The sequence below is a fragment of the Rhizobium sp. SYY.PMSO genome, from assembly GCF_046840415.1.
Taxonomy (GTDB): Bacteria; Pseudomonadota; Alphaproteobacteria; order Rhizobiales; family Rhizobiaceae; genus Rhizobium.
In genome coordinates, this window is record NZ_CP177350.1 from 787,395 (window position 1) to 802,497 (window position 15,103).

Genomic DNA, 15,103 nt, shown 5'->3' on the forward strand with positions numbered 1-15,103 from the left:
AAATCGTTCAGCCTTTGACGGAGCCGCCGGCCATGCCTTCGATGAAGCGCTTCTGCATGAAGACGAAAAGCGCGACGACCGGCACGACGATGATGAGGGCTGCGGCCATGATCTCGCCCCAGTCGGAGCTGTACTGGCCGGAGAGCAGGAAGAAGGCGATGACGGCCGTCATGTTCTCCTGCTTTTGCAGGAATGTCGTGGCGATCAGGAATTCGTTCCACGAATTCAGACCGATGATCAGCGCCACGGTGAGGATGCCGGGCGAAACGATCGGCAGCATGACCCGCCAGAAGACCTGCCAGTGCGTGGCGCCGTCGACGATCGCCGCTTCCTCCAGCTCCTTCGGAACCGCAAGGAAATAGGTTCTGAGCAGCATGACGGCGAAGGGGCTGTAGAGCGCGGTATAGATTAGCGCCACACCGAAGACGTTGTTGATCAGGCCAAGTTTTGCGAAGCCGAAATAGAGCGGGAAGATGTAGAGCTGGATCGGCGCCGTTGTGGTGGCGAGAAGATAGAATGTGAAGATCTTCCAGCTTTTGATCTTTCGGCGCGCGATCACATAGGCCGTCAGCGATGAGGTCGTGCAGACGAGCGCGATGGTCGTGCCGGATATCATCAGCGAGTTGATGAACGTCTTCGAGAACTTCGCGTGATTCCAGGCATTGGCAAAATTCTGCCAGCGGATCGGCTGCGGCAGGCCGAGCGGATTCTGCACGATCTGGGCCGCCGGTTTCAGCGAGTTCAGCACCAGAAGGGCGATCGGGAAGAGCGCGATGAAGGCGAAGATGCCGAGAAGGATGTAGCAGACCCAGAGGGTCAGACGGCTTTCCACGAGCCTCATTGCTCGCCCTCCCTGGTCTGGATGCGAACATAGAAGAAGGTCCCGACGAGCCCGAAGAGGCTGATGACGAGCGCCGCCGCTGCCGCCTGTCCGACGTTCAGGTCATAGAACGCCTTGCGGTAGGCGAGCGTCGAAAGCAGCTCGCTCGAGAAGGCAGGCCCGCCCTGCGTGAGGATGTAGACGAAATCGAAGGCGAGGAAGGACCAGATGACGGTCATGATCATCATCAGCGTAATGGTTGGCCGGATGCCGGGCAGCAGTACGTAGCGCATCATCTGGAAATAGGTCGCGCCTTCGATGCGGGCGGCCTCGATCTGCTCCTGCGGCACTTGCCGGAGTGCGGCAAAGAAGATGACGCAGAGAAACCCCCACCAGTGCCAGAGGTCGACGGTTGCGACACCGAAGATCGCGATCGGCGGCTGGGTCAGCGGATTGGGAATCGGCATCCCGTATTTCTTGAGAACGCCGAAGACCCCCGTCACCGGGCTGTAGATCATGCCCTGCCAGATACGCGCCGTGATCGCGGTCGCGATGACGACGGGCAGGAAATAGACGACCTGGAAGAAATTGCTGCCACGGCGCACGATCAGCAGCATCGATGCGGCCAGCAACCCCATCAGGATCGGCACGATCAGGAAGACTGCCGTCCAGATGATGTTGTTGCCGAGCGCCAGCCAGAAGACGCGATCGTCGGCAAGCGCGCGAAAATTGTCGAAGCCGGCAAAGGTCGGCGACGATATGCCGTCCCAATTGCAGAAGGCGAGCGCCACCGTCAGCAAAGCGGGAACGAGGACGATGATGACATTGATGACCATCGTCGGAACGAGATAGAGTCGGTGCATAATATCCTCCGGGGCAGGACGGCGCTTTCAACGCCGTCCTGCTGCGGCTTTTCAGGCGCGGGGCGGAACTGCCGGCGCCTTGCCGGCGTCGCGTTCCTGCTTGAAGGTCTCGTCGAGCTTCTTGAGGAAGTCTGCCGATTTCGTTTTCTTGAGCCAGACCTCCTCCATGCCGCTGACCAGATAGGTGTCCGTGGCAGGCGGAAGGAAGGTCCACGTCGTATAGCCGTATTTGCCTGCGGAGACGGCGGTCGCCAGCTCCTTCATGGCATCCTCGTAGAGCGGCAGTACCTTGTCGGAGAGCTTGACCTTGGAGAGATCGGCCAGCGGCAGGTTCCATTCGCCCTGCCAGGCCGAGTTGATCTTGCTGTAGTAGTCGTCGGTGAATATGTAGTCGAGAACGGCGGCGGCGCCGTCGGCATTGGCGGACTTGGCATTGATCGACAGCGTCGAGCCGATGCCGAGAGCGAAGATCGGGTCGCCTTTCTCGCTGGGGAAGCCGACGAAGCCGGGTTCCGCATTGTTTTGCGGGAAATAGGTCTGGACGTTGGTGAAATTCCAGGTGCCGGTCGGCGCCATGCCGGCCTGGCCGCTGGCGATCTGAGCAAAGGCCTGCTCGAGCGTCAGCGAGAAATAGTTGTCGCCGAAATAGCCCTTGTCCCACCACTCGGCGAGCTTGTCGATCGAGTGGACGAAGGCGGGATCGGTCCACGGAATGGCGCCCGTCAGCGCCTTGTAGACATTCTCCGGTCCCGCGATGGAGTTGAAGGCGATCGAGACATAGTGCTCGTTGGCCGGGCGCCAGTCGGCGTTGCCCGCGCCGAATGGCGTCAGACCGTTGGCCTTCATCTCGTCGGCGAGCGCTTCGAAATCCGATATCGTCGTCGGCACCTTCCATTTGTTCTGGTCGAACAATGTCTTGTTGTAGAAGAGGCCGAGCGTCTCGTAGGTCTTCGCCAGGGCGTAGAGTTTGCCGTTGTAGCGGCCGAGATCGAGGAAGAGCGGCAGCAGGCGCTCGTTCCAGCCATATTTCTTGGCATAGTCGTCGAGCGGCAGAAGCTGGCCGGCCTGGGCCATGGCAGCGACATAGCTCGGACCCGCCGTGAAGACGACGTCGGGACCCGTTCCCGCGAGCATGGCGACACGCAATTGCTTGTCGAGATCGGAGCCGCGGAAATCGATGCTCAAGAGCTCATCGGGATGAGCGGCATTGAATGGGTCGATCAGGATGTTCTTGAGGTTGTCCTGGTTTTCCGGCGAGGCGGATTCATACCAGAAGGATATGGGTTTCTGATCCGCCGCGAATGCGAAGCGGGACATGAGCGGCAAGGTGGCCAGGCCGAGGCCTGCCTTCAAAACGGTACGTCTGCGCATAGGTCTCCTCCAATTTTGCTTTTATTCGTTGCTTGTTGAGCCCCTGACGACCAGGTCGAAGGGCATTTCGACGGCGGTTCCGGCGCCGGTCTTCTCTCCGCGCAGGCGATCCATCAGCGTCTGCGCGGCGCGTTCTCCCATTTTCCATTGAAACTGCGCGACCGTGGTCAGCGTCGGGGTAACGAGCTTGGCGGCGGAAATGTCGTCGAAGCCGACGACGGCAATGTCCTCGGGTATGCGGATGCCGCGCTCGCGAAGCGATTGCATGACGCCGATCGCCATCAGGTCATTCGCCGCAAAGATGGCCGTTGGACGAAAGTCGCCGCCGAGAATGCTTTCGGCCGCGCGGATACCGCCCATCTCGGAAAATTCGTCGTCGATGACGACGTGACCGGGATGTCCGAGCTTTGCAATTGCCGAGCGGTATCCTTCGATCCGATGGGCCTGCGGGCCGCCGCGACCGGCGACGAGCGCGATGCGGACATGGCCGAGGCCGAGCAGATATTCCGTCATTGCCTGCGCGGCTGCGCGGCTGTCGACATAGATATCGTCGACCGGGATGAGGCCGCCGCGCTTCTTGGACGATTCGATGCGCACCACGGGAACGCCCGCCTCGACCAAAGGATTAAAATCCTTGGCTTTCAGCGTGAAGAAGACGCCGATCACGCCATCGACGCGCCCCTGCCTTGCCCAATCGAGGAAATGGCGTTCGCGCTCCGGAGTGCCATCGGTATTGACCGTGATCACATCGTAACTCAGCCCGTCGGCGACCGATTGTATGCCGCGAATCAGCGACGGGTAGAACGGGTTGGTGATATCGGGCACGATGCAGGCAATGGTCATCGAACGGCTCGTCTTGAGCGCCTGCGCGAAACGGTTGGGCACGTAGCCGAGATCCTTCGCCGCCTTGGTGATGCGCTCCCAGGTCTCCGCGGGGATCGATCCGCCGCCGCCGCTCAGCACCATGGAAACGGTGGCTTGGGAGACCCCGGCCGCCTTTGCGACATCCTTCTGCGTTGCTCGGCTGTTCGTCATTGCTCGATCACTTATACGTATTAGTTATACGTATTAATAAAAAGCGGATTGCTGGATGTCAAGCTGCGCATTTGCTTTCGCGAGTGGGCAATCGGCTGCGGAAACGGTTTGGCGGAGAAGCGCGTCTCGAACCCACTTGGTGGGCCGGCATGTCACGCGATTTCAGGCGTCTTGCTGCGCCATACGGTGCCGCCTCACAGTTCTGGCGGTTCAGGCGGAGAGCCGGGATCGGCATATTGATGCAGCGCGACGCGCGTCCCAGCTATCCTGTAGGCGTCACGCGAAATTATCTGTGCGTATCGACACCGAAATTAACCGGAAGCCATCGAAGCGGTTGACGTAATTTTAACCGGGACTACTATATATAGTGTTCGAGGTTCCTCTGATTCGCAAGAATTGGAGGCTAAGATGGGAATCCGGTCGGCAAGCATGACGTTTGTCAAGCCGGAGCTGCCCCCGCAACTGTGAGCGGCGAGCATTCGTTCTGTAATGCCACTGAGGCCATGTGTCTTGGGAAGGCGAGGCGAATGCGGCGACCCGCAAGCCAGGAGACCTGCCTCGAGCAATAGCGTCCACGGGCGGGGTGTCCGGCTGGCGAGCGATGGTCCATGCGGCGTGATAGCCGTCATCGCTTCCCTGAAAGCCTCGCCAAAACTGCTTCGGGGTGAGGTCCAATGTTCTTGAATATCCACAATCGTCCGCGCGAGTGACGGTCGCTTAAGCGCCCGGCCGCCGGTTGGGCGCGCCTTCAGTTTTTCATCCCGCCAAGCGGGCATCGGTCCGGTGCCCGAGCGAATTTTCATGCCCATCATATACGAGGATATCCCATGAGCATTACCGTCTACAGCAAGCCCGCCTGCGTCCAATGCACCGCCACGACCCGCGCTCTCGATCGCCAGGGCATCGACTATACGATCGTCGACGTATCCACCGACAGCGCCGCCTATGAGCTGGTGCAGGGTCTCGGCTATCGCCAGGTTCCGGTTGTCGTTGCCGGCGAGCTGCATTGGGCCGGTTTCCGTCCCGACATGATCAGCGCTCTCGCCTGAGGAGCTTGGCGATGGGCGAGATCGTCTATTTCTCCAGCCGGTCGGAAAATACCCATCGCTTCGTTGAAAAGCTTGCATTGCCGGCCGGCCGCATTCCGCTTGCGGCGGGAGAGGCGTTTCGCGCGGTTGCCCCATACGTCCTCATCGTCCCGACCTATTGCGGCGAAGGAGGCAAGGGCGCGGTGCCCAAGCAGGTGATCCGCTTCCTCAACGACGCGGGCAACCGTTCGAATATCCGCGGGGTCATAGCCGCGGGCAACAGCAACTTCGGCGCGACCTTCGGGATCGCCGGCGACATCATCTCCACCAAATGCCAGGTGCCTTACCTCTATCGGTTCGAGCTCCTGGGAACGGATGAGGATGTCGCCAATGTCAGACACGGATTGGAACGATTTTGGACACGCTAAGCTCTTCTCTGACGCGGGACGCGGGCGAAAAGCCGCCTCACGCTTTTTCCCATCCCGCCGGCGACCGGCCGGCCAAGGCGGAAACGGCGCTGGACTATCACGCCCTCAACGCCATGCTGAACCTCTATGACGATCAGGGCAGGATCCAGCTCGACAAGGACCGCATGGCGGCCAAGCAGTACTTCCTCCAGCACGTCAACCAGAACACGGTCTTCTTTCATAACCTCAGAGAGAAGCTCGATTATCTGGTGACGGAAGGCTATTATGAGCAGGAAGTGCTCGACCACTATTCCTTCAACTTCGTGCGCGATCTCTTCGACCACGCCTATGCGAAGAAGTTCCGTTTCCCCACCTTCCTCGGCGCCTTCAAATATTACACCAGCTATACGCTGAAGACGTTTGACGGGAAGCGCTATCTGGAACGCTACGAGGATCGCGTCTGCATGGTGGCGATGGCGCTGGCGCGCGGCAACGAGCAGCTTGCCCGCGATCTGGTCGACGAGATCATCTCCGGACGCTTCCAGCCGGCCACGCCGACTTTCCTGAACGCGGGCAAGAAGCAGCGCGGCGAGCTGGTCTCCTGCTTCCTGCTGCGTGTCGAAGACAATATGGAATCGATCGGCCGGGCCATCAATTCGGCGCTGCAGCTGTCGAAGCGCGGCGGCGGCGTGGCTCTTTCCCTCACCAACATCCGCGAGGCCGGCGCGCCGATCAAGCATATCGAAAACCAGTCGTCGGGCATCATCCCGGTGATGAAACTGCTGGAAGACTCCTTCTCCTATGCCAATCAGCTCGGCGCCAGGCAGGGTGCGGGTGCCGTCTATCTGAACGCCCACCATCCCGATATCATGCGCTTCCTCGATACCAAGCGCGAGAACGCCGACGAGAAGATCCGTATCAAGACCCTGTCGCTCGGCGTCGTCATTCCCGACATCACATTCGAACTCGCGAAGAACAACGAGGATATGTACCTGTTCTCGCCCTATGACGTGGAGCGCGTCTACGGCATGCCGTTTACCGAAATCTCTGTCACTGAAAAGTACCGCGAGATGGTGGCCGACAGCCGCATTCGCAAGAAGAAGATCAAGGCGCGCGAATTCTTCCAGGTGATCGCCGAAATCCAGTTCGAAAGCGGCTACCCCTACATCATGTTCGAAGACACGGTGAACCGTGCCAATCCGATCGCCGGCCGCATCACCATGAGCAATCTCTGCTCGGAGATTCTGCAGGTCAGCGAGGCCAGCGAATATGGCGACGACCTCTCCTACACGCATATGGGTAAGGATATCTCCTGCAACCTCGGCTCGCTCAACATCGCCGCCGCGATGGACAGCCCCGATTTCGGCAAGACGATCGAGATGTCGATCCGGGCGCTGACGGCGGTTTCCGACATGAGCCATATCTCCTCCGTGCCATCGATCGAGAAGGGCAACGACGAAAGCCACGCCATCGGCCTCGGTCAGATGAACCTGCACGGCTATCTCGCCCGCGAGCGCATTTTCTACGGCTCGGAGGAAGGCGTCGATTTCACCAATATCTATTTCTACACCGTGACCTACCACGCCATTCGCGCCTCCAACCGGCTTGCGGTCGAACGCGGGCAGAGCTTCAAGGGCTTCGAGAACTCGAAATATGCTTCGGGAGAGTATTTCGACAAATATACCGGGCAGGAGTGGAAACCGGCGACCGAGCGCGTGGCCGGCATCTTCGAAAAGGCCGGTATCGCCATCCCGACCCAGGAGGACTGGCTCGAATTGAAGCAGGCCGTCATGGAAGGCGGCCTCTACAACCAGAACCTGCAGGCCGTGCCGCCGACGGGCTCGATCTCCTACATCAACCACTCGACCTCCTCGATCCACCCGATCGTTTCGAAGATCGAGATCCGCAAGGAAGGCAAGATCGGCCGCGTCTATTATCCGGCGGCCTTCATGACCAACGACAATCTCGATTATTATCAGGATGCCTACGAGATCGGCCCGGAAAAGATCATCGACACCTATGCGGCGGCTACCCGGCATGTCGACCAGGGCTTGTCGCTGACGCTGTTCTTCCGCGACACGGCGACCACGCGCGACATCAACAAAGCGCAGATCTACGCCTGGAAGAAGGGCATCAAGACCATTTATTACATCCGCCTTCGCCAGATGGCGCTGTCCGGCACCGAGGTGCAGGGCTGCGTTTCCTGCGCTCTTTGATGACCGGTTTGAAAAGGACTTCTCTATGAACATGCAATTCAAGCCGGCAAGCCGCGTCCGCGCCATCAACTGGAACCGCATCGAGGACGACAAGGATCTCGAGGTCTGGAATCGCCTGACCGGCAATTTCTGGCTGCCGGAAAAAGTGCCGCTTTCGAACGATATCCAATCCTGGGCAACGCTGAAGCCGGAGGAGCAGCAGCTCACGATCCGTGTCTTCACCGGACTGACGCTGCTCGATACGATCCAGAACGGCGTCGGTTCCGTGAAGCTGATGGCCGATGCCGTCACGCCCCATGAAGAAGCCGTGCTGTCGAACATCTCCTTCATGGAGGCCGTGCACGCACGCTCCTATTCGTCGATCTTCTCGACGCTCTGCCTTACGCCTGACGTCGACGACGCCTACCGCTGGTCGGAGGAGAACGAGTTCCTGCAGAAGAAATCGGCTCTGATCATGGAGCAGTATTCCTCCGGCGATCCGCTGAAGAAGAAGGTCGCCAGCGTTTTCCTCGAAAGCTTCCTGTTCTATTCCGGCTTCTACCTGCCGATGTTCTGGTCGAGCCGCGCCAAGCTCACCAACACCGCCGACATGATCCGGCTCATCATCCGAGACGAGGCCGTACACGGTTATTATATCGGCTACAAGTTTCAGCGCGGGCTTGAGCGGCTTGCGGAGGAGCGCCGCCAGGAAATCAAGGACTTCGCCTTCGATCTGCTGCTGGAGCTCTATGACAACGAAGCCAGGTATACCGAGGCGCTTTACGACGGCGTCGGGCTGACCGAGGACGTCAAGAAGTTCCTGCACTACAACGCCAACAAGGCGCTGATGAATCTCGGCTACGAAGCGCTGTTTCCGGCCGAGGCCTGCAAGGTCAACCCGGCCATTCTTTCGGCGCTATCGCCGAATGCCGACGAGAACCATGACTTCTTCTCCGGTTCGGGATCGTCATACGTGATTGGCAAGGCGGTCGCGACCGAGGACGAAGACTGGAACTTCTAAAGCAATTCGAGGAAAAGCGCGGAGCGGTTTTCCGTTCGGACCCGCTCTGGATGGCACGAGATTGTTATTGGATGGCGTCGGGGAATGGCTCCGGCGCCATTGCTTTGCCGGTGCGCTCCGATCACTGCGCAATGAGACATAGAGACCGCTCCGAAACAGAAAATGCCGGCGCTTTCGAAGTGCCGGCATTTTGTTATCGTGCAATTGCTAGGGCGGGCCGGATCTCCATGGAGTTACCGAACCGCTCTATTTCCTCGCCTTATCGCAATTCCCGACGAAACCGCCGCGCGCTTATGCTGAAATTGCCTTTGAGCCGTTGGCTCTTATTTGTTGAGCGTGTCCTTCAGCGCCTTGGCCGGCGTGAAGACAAGCTTCTTGGATGCGGCAACCTTGATGGTTGCGCCGGTTCCCGGGTTGCGTGCTTCGCGCTCCGGCGTATCCTTGACCTTGAACTTCCCGAAGCCGGGGATCGACGTCTCGGCGCCGGACGTTGCTGCTCCGGTGATGGCTGCAAAAACGGCTTCGACGATCGCCTTGCCTTGAACTTTGGTGAGCTTGTGCTCTGCGGCGATCTTGTCTGCGATTTCATTGGTGGTGGTCATGAGGCTTCCCCCGCATTGATGACGTCGGAATCATTTCCATTGCCGGGGCTCATTGTCACCATGAGTCCCGGCCTGAAAAGCCTGAAAAGCCTGCATTTCCACAATTTCCGACGCATGGACGCCATTTCGCACCTCTTCTGCGGGTGATTCCAGCGGCCGAACGGCGGGGACGCCGGTTGGGGATGCAACCGGAGACGTTCCGAGTCGGCCCGAATCCGCTGCCGAAGCCCCGAACTTTGCGGCGTGGCAGGGCATGTGCGACGCGGTTGTGCAATCAGGGCTGGCCTTTCCCCGAAGGGGCGTATAGTGGCCTGACCAAGACGAACGACAGGAGGAAGCGATGGAAGATCCGATGCATGTAGGCAATCGCGGCGATTTCGGTCTCTGGGCGATCGAGGTTGCAAAACAGATCATCAGCGAGCAGGGCTTCGAACTGGCAAAGGCAGCGAGGGACGGCACGGACGATGACGTCAGGGCGGCCGGCAATGCTCTTGGGCAGGCGATCACCGATGCGCTGATGGAAGTTTACGACGGCTTGCTCGAAAATGCGGACGAATTGTAAGTGCGCCGGCTGTTTGCCGGGTGCGGAGCTTTCATTCTCCGCCGCGGATTCAGCAGGCACGTTTCGACCTGGACAGGGAGATTGACGTCCCAGGATTGAAACTCGAATTATCGCCAACTTAAAATCGTAGCCTTACAATCACAAGCCCGCATTCCCATATAGCTCTGGAATCGTCTTTCTGCCCGATGACAGGAGAGCCAATGCCGAGTGCCGTTCCGCGTTTTGCCAAGATCGCAGCCATCGTTATCCTAGCCGCCGCGTCGTCTTTAGCGAGCTTCGACGCCGCCGATGCGCGCCGGGCCGGATCCGGCGGGTTCGGCAGCAGGGGGATGCGTACCTTCGATACGCCGGCCATAACGAGGACGGCTCCCACGCAGGCTGCTCCGATCGACCGGACGATGACGCCGCGGCCTCAGCAGCAACCCCAGATCCAACCGCCGCTCGGCGCACAGCCGCGTCCGGGTATGTTTGGCGGTTTCGGCGGGTCGATGATCGGCGGCCTGATTGCCGGCGGTCTTCTCGGCATGATGCTCGGTCACGGTTTCGGCGGCGGCTTCGGCTTTCTCGGCATGCTGCTGCAGATCGGCCTGATCATGCTGCTGATCAGCTTCGCCCTGCGGTTTTTCGCAAATCGCCAGCGCACGCAATATGCGGGACCGGGTGCGTCCTACAACACCAGCGCCACGAACAACGCGGCTGCATCGCCTCGTCCCTCCTTCTCCATCCCGTCTATCGGCGGCGGAGCGGCAGCCGCGCAGAAAGCACGGCAGGCCAATGACGAGATAGGGCTGCAGCAGGCAGACCTCGATCGCTTCGAGCGTCTTCTGACCGAAATCCAGTCGGCCTACGGGGCGGAGGACTACGCAACCCTGCGCAGGCTGACCACGCCCGAAGCTATGTCCTATCTGGCGGAGGAACTTGGCGAGAACGCCACCCATGGCGTGCGTAACAGCGTCTCCGATGTCCGTCTCCTCCAAGGCGACATTGCCGAAGCCTGGCGCGAGGACAATGCTGAGTACGCGACACTTGCCATGCGCTATTCGAGCATCGACGCGATGCTCGATCGTGCGACAGGAAAGCTTGTCGACGGCGATGACCGCAACCCCTCGGAAACGACCGAGCTCTGGACCTTCGTGCGCAAGCCCGGCTCCGACTGGATACTGTCCGCCATTCAGGGGACTGGTACCCACTAAGCGGGAATCGGTATTGCCGGAAGCCCGCTCCGCGAACCGTCGGGGCGGGCGATAGGGCCGGCGAGTTCATAGACATCTACCCGGAATTCGAACGAGCAGGCGATGTGGAAGCGATATCCGCATCCGCCTTGACTCGATGAATGCATCCGTTAATGTTCGCGTGTGGAAACGTTACCACATTGGGAGGAAATGGATGAAATCCGCGCGGCTCAACCGCCTGTTTGGCGTGTCCGGAAATTGCTTCGACGTTGCTATCGATCACGGCATGTTCAATGAGCGGACCTTTCTCGCCGGCATCGAGAATATGAACACCGCGATCAAGGTGATCGCCGATGCCGCGCCCGATGCCATCCAGCTGCCGCCGGGCACGGCGCCCATTCTTCAGGCGATCCCCGGCAAACATCGACCGGCTCTGGTCCTGCGGACCGATATTGCGAATATCTACGGCAATCCGCTGCCCTCGGCGCTGTTTTCCGAGATGATCGACCGGGGGGTGGAGCAGGCAGTTGCGCTGGATGCCGCCTGCGTCGTCGTCAATCTTCTGATGTTGCCGGATCAGCCGGAAGTCTATCGCGCCTGCGTGCGCAACGTGAACAGCCTCAAGCGCGAATGCGAGATCTACGGCATGCCGCTGATGGTCGAGCCGCTGGTCATGCAGGATAATTCCAAGGGTGCCTATATGGTGGACGGCGCGATCGACAAGATCTTGCCTCTGGTGCGTCAGGCGGCCGAACTCGGGGCCGACATCATCAAGGCGGACCCTTGCGACGATGTTAAGGACTATCACCGCGTCATCGAGATCGCGCAGGGCTTGCCCGTGCTCGTGCGCGGCGGCGGCCGCGTGTCGGATCAGGAAATCCTGACGCGCACGAAACAGTTGATGGAGCAGGGCGCACGCGGCATCGTCTATGGCCGCAATGTCATCCAGCACGCCAATCCTGCGGGCATGACACGCGCCCTGATGGCGATCGTGCATGAGGAGGCCTCCGTCGAAGATGCCTCGCGGCATCTCGCCTGACGTATCCCAGGGAGGAGGAAACATGACGAAAATATTTCGCTTCGGCGTCATCGGCTGCGGCCTGATGGGGCGCGAATTCGCGAGCGCCGCCGCACGCTGGCTGCATCTTGCGGACACCAGCGCGCGGCCGGAAATCGTCGCCGTCTGCGACACCAATGCGGCACTGCTGGGCTGGTTCAGGGACAATGTGCCGTCGGTGCGGCAGTTCACGAGCGACTACAAGGAGCTGCTCGCCAACCCCGATGTCGACGCGGTCTATTGCGCCGTGCCCCATGTCCTACACCAACAGTTTTACATCGACATCCTGAGGGCGGGAAAGCATCTGCTCGGCGAAAAGCCGTTCGGCATGGATGCGGCGCAGAACCGGGCGATCATGGCGGCTCTTGCCGAAAACCCCGGGCTTCTCGTGCGCTGCTCGTCGGAAATGCCGTTCTTCCCGGGAGCGCAGAAGGTCATCGCGCTCGCCGAAAGCGGCGAGATGGGCGATATTCTAGAGGTCGAGGCCGGCTTTCTGCATTCCTCCGACATAGACAGGCAGAAGCCGATCAATTGGAAGCGCATGGCCGATATCAACGGCGATTATGGCTGCATGGGCGATCTCGGCATGCATGTCCTGCATGTGCCCCTGCGGCTCGGCTGGCGCCCGCAAACACTGCACGCACAACTGGTCAAGAAGATCACCGAGCGTCCCGACGGCAAGGGCGGCATGGTGCCGTGCACCACCTGGGACAATGCGACCATCAGTACCCGCGTCGGCGCCGGCGGTCAGGATTTTCCGATGGTGCTGAAAACCTGGCGCATTGCGCCGGGCGAGGCCAACACATGGTACATTCGCATCCTCGGCATGAAGAAGAGCGCCTTCTTCACGACGAAATCGCCGCGGCAATGGCAATGGATGGATTACAATGGCGGCGCGCAGGCCTGGAGCACCGAAGACCTCGGCTACGGCTCGCTTTTCCCGGCGATTACCGGCAAGATCTTCGAGTTCGGCTTCGCCGACGCCATCCAGCAGATGTGGGCGGCGTTCGTCGATGAGCTGGCAGGTGGAAACGCCAATGGTTTTGCCTGCGCCACGCCCGAAGAAGCGCAGGCTCATCATGCGGTACTGACGGCAGCGCTGAAATCCGGCCGCGAGAATATCGTCGTGCCGGTCGACTATGACGGAGAATCCGCCCGATGAAGCGCTCCGAAATCAACGAGGCGCTGCGGCGCGCAAGCAATACCCTCGAACATTGGCGATGGTCTCTGCCGGAATGGGGCTATTGGACCGCGGCGGATTTCGCGGCCAATCCGGAAGCGGCGCGCTATCTGCGTCGCCACCAGCTGGGGTGGGATGTCACGGATTTCGGCTCAGGCCGGTTCGCCGAATGCGGCCTGGTGCTTTTTTGCCTGCGCAACGGCATCGTCGGTGTCGAAGGCGAGCGTACCTATGCCGAAAAGCTGCTTTTCGTCGAGGAAGGGCAGGTGACGCCGACCCACCGCCATCAGGCCAAGATGGAGGACATCATCAACAGGGCCGGCGGCGATCTCGTGATCGAATTCGCCGCGACCGACGCCGAAGGCAATGTGCTGCAGGACGATGTGGCCGTTCCCGTGGATGGTTTGCCGAGGACGCTTGCCGCATGGGAACCGCTGGTTCTTGTCCCAGGGCAGAGCGTGACGATCCACACCGGGCTCTATCATCGTTTCTACGGGCGAAAGGGCGGCGGGCCGGTGTTCGTCGGAGAAGTCAGCCAGGTCAACGACGACAATAGCGACAACTTCTTTCTGGAGCCGATCGGACGTTTCGCGGCGGTCGAGGAGGATGAGCCGCCTCTCAAGCCCCTGTGGAACGAGGCTGGTGGCTGATGCGGACCGGGGAGGAGGCTCGCAGCAGCGATAAGGAAGGCAAGGGAGGTATTGTCTGCGCGGGAAACTTCATCGTCGACCGCGTGCATACGCTGTCTTATTGGCCAGAGCAGGGTAATCTTGCCCATATCCTGCACCAGGACGTAGGCGTTGGCGGAGGGGCCGCCAATGTCGTTACCGATTTGGCTTCGCTCGGCTTTCCCGGAAAGCTCGCCGCGGCCGGCTGCGTCGGCGCGGATATCGACGGGGAGATCGTCAAGACACGCCTTCAGCGCGCCGGTATCGACATAGGCGGTCTGCAGGAGCTTTCCGATCGGGCGACGGCGCATACGCATGTGATGAATGTGCCGGGCCAGAACCGTACCTTCTTCTATCACGGCGGCGCCAATGACGCGTTGACGGACAGGCTCATCTCCCCTGCGATCTTTGCGGACGTCGGCTATCGCCTGTTCTATCTCGGCTATCTGATGTTGCTGCCGGGTCTCGACACGCTCGATGCCGAGGGTCGATCCGGGGCGTCGCGGCTGTTGGAAGCTGCGCGCAATGCCGGTCTCGTCACCTGCGTCGATTTTGTCTCCAGCACAGATCCCGAGTTTGCCACCAAGGTCGGTGCGGCCCTGCCGTACTGCGATTTCCTCATCATCAACGAACTGGAGGCGGGGCGGGCAACCGGCCTCACCGTGCGGGATGCCAAGGGCGGATTGGACGTGCCGGCCCTTCTGGCGGCGGGCGGCAGGTTGCTTTCGGCGGGTGTCGCCCGCGGCGCGATCATTCATGCCCCCGAAACCTGCTTCTGGTTTGCGCCTGGAGCTCCGCCCGTTGTTTCAGGTTCCCCGCAAGTGGACCCGGCTGACATCGTCAGTACGGTCGGCGCTGGCGATGCCTTCTGCGCCGCCGTGCTCTATGGCCTGCATGAGAGCTGGCCTGTTGCGCGCATCTGCGCCGTGGCCCATGCCGCCGCCGCCCGTTGCCTGGGAGGGGCGACGGCGACGGATGGTATCCCCGACATGGCGACGCTTCTGAAGGATATGGCGCCGGCATGCGCATAGCGCCCCGTTTCCGGGCGCATAGCGCGTCGCGGGATGCTATGGTGTGATGGGAGTTGCGCCGTGGCGCCGACAAATTGAACCCTAAGCTCGG

15 protein-coding genes and 1 riboswitch are annotated in these 15,103 nt (G+C 60.5%); of the genes, 10 read left to right on the forward strand and 5 right to left on the reverse strand.

Translation table 11 applies throughout. The annotated features are described in order from the left end of the window. Positions 1-7: 7 nt before the first annotated feature. From ACJJVH_RS22040 to ACJJVH_RS22055, 4 genes are read right to left on the reverse strand one after another with little or no spacing between them, the layout of a single operon-like run. Positions 8-841, reverse strand: a complete 834-nt coding sequence (locus ACJJVH_RS22040) for a carbohydrate ABC transporter permease (protein WP_112799617.1) — start codon at positions 839-841, stop codon at positions 8-10. Continuing rightward, positions 838-1,683 (reverse strand): carbohydrate ABC transporter permease, encoded by an 846-nt coding sequence (locus ACJJVH_RS22045; RefSeq protein WP_112799619.1) that lies wholly within the window; start codon positions 1,681-1,683, stop codon positions 838-840. Before ACJJVH_RS22045 ends, ACJJVH_RS22040 begins: the two co-directional genes overlap by 4 nt. A gap of 51 nt (positions 1,684-1,734) precedes the next feature. Further along, a complete protein-coding gene (locus ACJJVH_RS22050) occupies positions 1,735-3,054 on the reverse strand; it encodes an ABC transporter substrate-binding protein (RefSeq protein ID WP_412066136.1) in 1,320 nt (439 codons plus the stop codon). A 21-nt stretch (positions 3,055-3,075) separates the two neighbouring features. Next, positions 3,076-4,089, reverse strand: a complete 1,014-nt coding sequence (locus ACJJVH_RS22055) for a LacI family DNA-binding transcriptional regulator (RefSeq protein ID WP_112799622.1) — start codon at positions 4,087-4,089, stop codon at positions 3,076-3,078. 357 nt (positions 4,090-4,446) lie between these two features. Beyond that, a riboswitch (cobalamin riboswitch) is annotated at positions 4,447-4,665 on the forward strand. A gap of 251 nt (positions 4,666-4,916) precedes the next feature. On the opposite strand from ACJJVH_RS22055, the gene nrdH reads away from it, so the two are divergent. From nrdH to nrdF, 4 genes are all read left to right on the forward strand, one after another. Further along, entirely contained in the window at positions 4,917-5,138 is a 222-nt protein-coding gene (nrdH, locus tag ACJJVH_RS22060; protein WP_112799624.1) for a glutaredoxin-like protein NrdH, read from the forward strand. An 11-nt stretch (positions 5,139-5,149) separates the two neighbouring features. Next, entirely contained in the window at positions 5,150-5,545 is a 396-nt protein-coding gene (nrdI, locus tag ACJJVH_RS22065; RefSeq protein WP_113370036.1) for a class Ib ribonucleoside-diphosphate reductase assembly flavoprotein NrdI, read from the forward strand. Positions 5,546-5,658: 113 nt separating this feature from the next. Beyond that, on the forward strand, positions 5,659-7,740 hold the full coding sequence (gene nrdE / locus ACJJVH_RS22070) for a class 1b ribonucleoside-diphosphate reductase subunit alpha (protein ID WP_412066203.1): 2,082 nt from the start codon (positions 5,659-5,661) through the stop codon (positions 7,738-7,740). 25 nt (positions 7,741-7,765) lie between these two features. Continuing rightward, on the forward strand, positions 7,766-8,740 hold the full coding sequence (gene nrdF / locus ACJJVH_RS22075) for a class 1b ribonucleoside-diphosphate reductase subunit beta (protein WP_113356943.1): 975 nt from the start codon (positions 7,766-7,768) through the stop codon (positions 8,738-8,740). Between the two features lie 323 nt (positions 8,741-9,063). Here the strand turns inward: nrdF and ACJJVH_RS22080 are convergent, their stop codons facing one another. Continuing rightward, on the reverse strand, positions 9,064-9,342 hold the full coding sequence (locus ACJJVH_RS22080; RefSeq protein WP_112799632.1) for an HU family DNA-binding protein: 279 nt from the start codon (positions 9,340-9,342) through the stop codon (positions 9,064-9,066). A gap of 340 nt (positions 9,343-9,682) precedes the next feature. Here ACJJVH_RS22080 and ACJJVH_RS22085 point away from each other — a divergent pair, with 340 nt between their 5' ends. The 6 genes from ACJJVH_RS22085 (at position 9,683) to ACJJVH_RS22110 (ending at position 15,012) form a co-directional block, all read left to right on the forward strand. After that, a complete protein-coding gene (locus ACJJVH_RS22085; protein ID WP_113356942.1) occupies positions 9,683-9,904 on the forward strand; it encodes a hypothetical protein in 222 nt (73 codons plus the stop codon). Between the two features lie 200 nt (positions 9,905-10,104). Then, positions 10,105-11,097, forward strand: a complete 993-nt coding sequence (locus ACJJVH_RS22090) for a Tim44 domain-containing protein (protein ID WP_113384410.1) — start codon at positions 10,105-10,107, stop codon at positions 11,095-11,097. Positions 11,098-11,290: 193 nt separating this feature from the next. After that, on the forward strand, positions 11,291-12,115 hold the full coding sequence (locus ACJJVH_RS22095) for an aldolase (protein WP_113384411.1): 825 nt from the start codon (positions 11,291-11,293) through the stop codon (positions 12,113-12,115). 22 nt (positions 12,116-12,137) lie between these two features. Next, on the forward strand, positions 12,138-13,295 hold the full coding sequence (locus tag ACJJVH_RS22100) for a Gfo/Idh/MocA family protein (RefSeq protein ID WP_412066137.1): 1,158 nt from the start codon (positions 12,138-12,140) through the stop codon (positions 13,293-13,295). After that, the gene (locus ACJJVH_RS22105; protein WP_412066138.1) at positions 13,292-13,963 is read left to right on the forward strand and encodes a D-lyxose/D-mannose family sugar isomerase; all 672 of its coding nucleotides are present in this window, start codon (positions 13,292-13,294) and stop codon (positions 13,961-13,963) included. Before ACJJVH_RS22100 ends, ACJJVH_RS22105 begins: the two co-directional genes overlap by 4 nt. Then, complete coding sequence (locus ACJJVH_RS22110; RefSeq protein ID WP_412066139.1) at positions 13,963-15,012, forward strand: carbohydrate kinase family protein; 1,050 nt, start codon at positions 13,963-13,965, stop codon at positions 15,010-15,012. Before ACJJVH_RS22105 ends, ACJJVH_RS22110 begins: the two co-directional genes overlap by 1 nt. The last annotated feature ends 91 nt before the right edge of the window (positions 15,013-15,103 follow it).

Excerpts from the sequence above, each read along its gene's own strand:
- ACJJVH_RS22040 (WP_112799617.1), bottom strand. The coding sequence starts at position 841 with ATGAGGCTCGTGGAAAGCCGTCTGACCCTCTGGGTCTGCTACATCCTT.
- ACJJVH_RS22045 (WP_112799619.1), bottom strand. The coding sequence starts at position 1,683 with ATGCACCGACTCTATCTCGTTCCGACGATGGTCATCAATGTCATCATC.
- ACJJVH_RS22050 (WP_412066136.1), bottom strand. The coding sequence starts at position 3,054 with ATGCGCAGACGTACCGTTTTGAAGGCAGGCCTCGGCCTGGCCACCTTG.
- ACJJVH_RS22055 (WP_112799622.1), bottom strand. The coding sequence starts at position 4,089 with ATGACGAACAGCCGAGCAACGCAGAAGGATGTCGCAAAGGCGGCCGGG.
- nrdH (WP_112799624.1), top strand. The coding sequence starts at position 4,917 with ATGAGCATTACCGTCTACAGCAAGCCCGCCTGCGTCCAATGCACCGCC.
- nrdI (WP_113370036.1), top strand. The coding sequence starts at position 5,150 with ATGGGCGAGATCGTCTATTTCTCCAGCCGGTCGGAAAATACCCATCGC.
- nrdE (WP_412066203.1), top strand. The coding sequence starts at position 5,659 with ATGCTGAACCTCTATGACGATCAGGGCAGGATCCAGCTCGACAAGGAC.
- nrdF (WP_113356943.1), top strand. The coding sequence starts at position 7,766 with ATGAACATGCAATTCAAGCCGGCAAGCCGCGTCCGCGCCATCAACTGG.
- ACJJVH_RS22080 (WP_112799632.1), bottom strand. The coding sequence starts at position 9,342 with ATGACCACCACCAATGAAATCGCAGACAAGATCGCCGCAGAGCACAAG.
- ACJJVH_RS22085 (WP_113356942.1), top strand. The coding sequence starts at position 9,683 with ATGGAAGATCCGATGCATGTAGGCAATCGCGGCGATTTCGGTCTCTGG.
- ACJJVH_RS22090 (WP_113384410.1), top strand. The coding sequence starts at position 10,105 with ATGCCGAGTGCCGTTCCGCGTTTTGCCAAGATCGCAGCCATCGTTATC.
- ACJJVH_RS22095 (WP_113384411.1), top strand. The coding sequence starts at position 11,291 with ATGAAATCCGCGCGGCTCAACCGCCTGTTTGGCGTGTCCGGAAATTGC.
- ACJJVH_RS22100 (WP_412066137.1), top strand. The coding sequence starts at position 12,138 with ATGACGAAAATATTTCGCTTCGGCGTCATCGGCTGCGGCCTGATGGGG.
- ACJJVH_RS22105 (WP_412066138.1), top strand. The coding sequence starts at position 13,292 with ATGAAGCGCTCCGAAATCAACGAGGCGCTGCGGCGCGCAAGCAATACC.
- ACJJVH_RS22110 (WP_412066139.1), top strand. The coding sequence starts at position 13,963 with ATGCGGACCGGGGAGGAGGCTCGCAGCAGCGATAAGGAAGGCAAGGGA.